This window comes from Pseudactinotalea sp. (assembly GCF_048594945.1).
GTDB lineage: Bacteria > Actinomycetota > Actinomycetes > Actinomycetales > Beutenbergiaceae > Pseudactinotalea.
Genome location: NZ_JBMDXJ010000548.1, coordinates 1 through 3,599, shown reverse-complemented (window position 1 = coordinate 3,599; position 3,599 = coordinate 1). Strand labels below are relative to the sequence as shown.

Annotated in this window: 6 protein-coding genes; 3 read left to right on the top strand and 3 right to left on the bottom strand. The window is 69.5% G+C overall.

Features of this window, described 5'->3' with window-relative positions:
* Window positions 1-78: 78 nt before the first annotated feature.
* Genes ACOJSN_RS24880 through ACOJSN_RS24870 form a run of 3 tightly spaced genes read right to left on the bottom strand, consistent with a single transcriptional unit; the run spans window position 79 to window position 1,676 of the window.
* Window positions 79-621, bottom strand: a complete 543-nt coding sequence (locus ACOJSN_RS24880) for a hypothetical protein (protein WP_420115170.1) — start codon at window positions 619-621, stop codon at window positions 79-81.
* Complete coding sequence (locus tag ACOJSN_RS24875) at window positions 618-1,217, bottom strand: signal peptidase I (RefSeq protein ID WP_420115169.1); 600 nt, start codon at window positions 1,215-1,217, stop codon at window positions 618-620. The genes ACOJSN_RS24880 and ACOJSN_RS24875 overlap by 4 nt, the downstream gene beginning before the upstream one ends.
* A gap of 24 nt (window positions 1,218-1,241) precedes the next feature.
* Complete coding sequence (locus ACOJSN_RS24870) at window positions 1,242-1,676, bottom strand: hypothetical protein (RefSeq protein ID WP_420115168.1); 435 nt, start codon at window positions 1,674-1,676, stop codon at window positions 1,242-1,244.
* 218 nt (window positions 1,677-1,894) lie between these two features.
* Between ACOJSN_RS24870 and ACOJSN_RS24865 the strand changes: the two genes are divergently transcribed.
* The 3 genes from ACOJSN_RS24865 to ACOJSN_RS24855 form a co-directional block, all read left to right on the top strand.
* Complete coding sequence (locus tag ACOJSN_RS24865) at window positions 1,895-2,308, top strand: Fur family transcriptional regulator (RefSeq protein WP_420115167.1); 414 nt, start codon at window positions 1,895-1,897, stop codon at window positions 2,306-2,308.
* A gap of 131 nt (window positions 2,309-2,439) precedes the next feature.
* On the top strand, window positions 2,440-2,901 hold the full coding sequence (locus ACOJSN_RS24860) for a Dps family protein (RefSeq protein WP_420115166.1): 462 nt from the start codon (window positions 2,440-2,442) through the stop codon (window positions 2,899-2,901).
* A 123-nt stretch (window positions 2,902-3,024) separates the two neighbouring features.
* The coding region (locus ACOJSN_RS24855) for a LacI family DNA-binding transcriptional regulator (RefSeq protein ID WP_420115165.1) at window positions 3,025-3,599 on the top strand (575 nt) is incomplete at its 3' end.

The following is a 3,599-nucleotide window of genomic DNA, read 5'->3' as shown; positions in this document are numbered from 1 at the left end:
AGCGTGTCCGTGCGATTGACAGTCGCAAAACGACTGCGAATCGCACGCGACTCTGCGGGAGAGAGCGGCGAGCGGTGGTCAGCCACGGCTAGCCTCCTGGGTGCGGCGGCGCAGCGCGGCGCCGATGAGAACGAGGATGGCGGCGATCGCTGCCGACCACGCAATGGTCACCCCGGTACTCGGCAGCGGGTCGGTGGATGCGGCGTCCGAGTCGGTGCCTTCGGTGCCGCGTTCAGTGGTCGGCTCAGTGGTGGGCGCAACCGGGACGTTGGTGCGGAGGGTGAGCGCGATGCGCTCGACCTCCTGTGCGGGGATGCGGTGGTCGCTGACGTCCACGGTGAGCGCACCGGCCCGCACGGTGGCCGGGATCTCGGCGAGGAGCTGCTGCCCGGAACCGATGCCCACGATCAGGTCAGCGCCGGTGCAGCCCTCCAGTCCCGTGAGAGCAACCGTGGCGAGCTCGTAGCGGCCGCCCTCGTAGTGGGTGGTCCAGGTGGCGGCGGTCGAGGTGGTGGCGCACGCAGGTGCCGAGACCGGGGCCGCCTGCGCGGTCGGCGCGAGGGCGAGCACCGCAAGGAGGGCCGCGCCCGCAGTGGCGACCAGCTGGCGAGTTGCGCTCATGGTGCGGGGACCTCCTCGGTTGGTTCGCCGTCGTCGTCCTCCGAGGGACGCGACCACAGCAGCACGGTGACGATGCCGCCGAGGGCGGCGGCGAGAATGATGGGGAGCACGGCGGGGCCGAGAAATCGGCCGAGGCCGGGCACGTGAAGGATGGCGGCGCCGGTGATGTCGTCGGCGGCGATGGCCCACTGGTCGGCGGCGGGGTTGTTGTCGCCGAGCGTGGTGTAGATGGTGCCGGCGGAGGTGGGCTCAGCGGTGATGATGCGGTGGATGACGTGGCCACCCGCGCCGGGCTGGCCTTCCGGCACGGTGGAGGAGACCACGTCGCCGGGCGCGTAGTCGGACTGACGCCAGGTGACCACGAGGTCGCCCGTGACGTAGGTCGGCTCCATGGAGTGACCACTCACGATCGTCAGTCCGGTGAGGCCGCCCCACTGCGCGGGCCAGAGCAGGATCGCCGCGGCTGCCACGAGAACCCAGCCGAGCACCGAGCGCACACGACGCGCGGTGGTGCGCTCCGCCGTCGGGCGCTCAGGTGCATCGGCGGGCGTGACGCAGGCACCGAGCCCTGCCCGGTCCGGTGCCTGCGTGCTCATGATGATCTCTCGGAGTGGTGGGGATCAGGGGCGGTCGGCCGAGTCGGCGCCGCCGCCGGCGATGACGACGGAGACGCCCTCGACGTCGTGCGCGGCGATCGCGGGGACGGTGCCGAGGTCGACGGTGCCGTCGGAAGTGACCGTGCCCTCGAACTCCTCGGTGTCGCTGTCGGCGAGCTGCAGGGTGAGCTGGACGTCGGCGCCGGTGGGGAGGGTCTCGGCGTCGTCGATCGTGTCGAGCGTGAAGTCGGTGACGACGTAGTAGCCGAGGCTCGCGTCGTAGGCGGTGTCCCACGTGACGTTGACGCCACCGGTGACCGGCGAGCTCACCACGTTGCTGTTGGCGCCGAGCCACTGGGTGGTCAGGCCGCCGAGCGAGGCGGCGGAGGCGGCGACTGCGGTCGCGACGGTCACGCCGGCCAGGACCGCGACGACATTCTTCTTGCTGGGCTTCTTCATGGTTCTGCTTCCTCGAGGGCGGCCAGATCCGGCCGCGCTGTGTGATGTCCCCCGCAAGTCACGAGGTCGTGTGCGGTATGAGGGGAAAGTTAGGAGCGCGGCCTCAGCGGCGGCTCAGTGTCGCTGCGCGCCAACCTCAGGATCGACTCAGGACTCGCGAGGGGGCGCGAGAAGAGGACAGACTTGAGCCGTTCACCTTTCCGACCTACCGTGGTGGGGTGACCGCGACCCTGCCCTCCGACGTCGACCTGCTGCGCAGCAGCGGGTTGCGCGCGACCTCGGGCCGGCTCGCGATCCTGGTCGCGCTCGACGCGGCTCCGCATGCCGACGCCGAGACGCTGCGGCGCGGCCTCGGCGCCGAGGCCCCGAGCCTGCAGGCGGTGCACAACATCCTGGCCGATCTGCACAGCGCCGGAATCGTGCGGCGGTTCGAGCCTGCACGATCGGCGGCCCGGTACGAGCGCCGCGTGGACGACAACCACCACCATGCGGTGTGCTCCTCGTGCGGCAAGGTCGTGGACGTGGACTGCTCGATCGGCGAGGCGCCATGCCTGCACGGTCCGACCCCACCCGGGTTCGCGGTGGCGGAGGCCGAGGTCATCTTCTGGGGCGTCTGCGACGACTGCGCCTGAGCGTTCTCCCGAGCGCCCACCAAGGTTCGCCTTGCCTTGCTAGCGTGATCGAGCAGACCGTCCTAGTCTTGAGTCGTTCACGAAAAGACCGCATTGGGTCGCCCGATAGGCGACCGGAAAGGCAGGATCTGATGTCCACTCGCACCACTGCTTCCGAGAAGCTCCGCGCGAACCTGCAGCGTGTGCTCGTCGACCTGATCGACCTCCACGTGCAGGGCAAGCAGGCGCACTGGAACGTGACCGGTCGCGGCTTCCGCAGCCTCCACCTCCAGCTCGATGAGCTCGTCGACATCGCGCGTGCCGAGAGCGACGTGATCGCCGAGCGCATGCGCGCCCTCCAGGTCGTGCCCGACGGCCGCACCGAGACCGTCGCCGCCACCACCGACCTCACCGCCTACCCGGCCGACCTGGTCTCGGTGACCGACACGGTCGACGCCATCGTCGCCCGCATCACCCAGACCGTCGCCGTGGTCCGCGAGGTCCACTCCGACGTCGACGCCGAGGACCCGGCCACCGCCGACCTCCTCAACAACATCGTCACCGAGCTCGAGCAGCAGGCCTGGTTCTTCAACTCGCAGAACCTCGAGGTCTGAACCTCGTCTCAGAAGGCCCGGTCCCGCTGTGCGGGGCCGGGCTTTCGGCGTTGCTAGAGCTCACTCCGCGTTCACGCCGAAGACGACGAAGTGTGGGCGGCAGGCGGTGACTATGCTCCGTGAGTGGCGGTGAACCGTGATGCTGTGGCGCGTCGGGCGAAGGTGTCGACCGCCGTCGTGTCTTACGTCATCAACGACGGCCCAAAGCCGGTCGCTGCCAAGACACGTGAACGCGTGCTCGCCGCGATCGAAGAGCTCGGCTACCGGCCCGACCGCGCTGCGCGTCAGCTCGCGCGCGGCGGTAGGTCGCACACGCTCGGCTTCATCCGCGCCAACTTCGAGAGCTGGTACATGAACGAGGTCACGGAGCTGCTCTCGGCAGCGGCCGAGCGCCGCGGCTACCACCTGTTCGTGACATCCAGTGACAACGACCTCGAGCGTGAACGAGCCCAACTCATCGACATGGCCGAGCGACGGGTCGATGGGGTCATCCTGATGCCGGTCGATCCTTCAGCTGAGCACTTGTCATTCGCGCAGTCGCTCGACTTGCCGGTCCTGGTGATCGATCGGCCAGCGATCGCCAGTCGCCGCACGGTCGCGGCCACTCAGCACATGATCGAGCACCGTCACGAGCGGATCGCCATCGTCACCGGCCTGAGGGCCCGGGTGAACAGCGAACGACGCCGCGACGCCTGGGA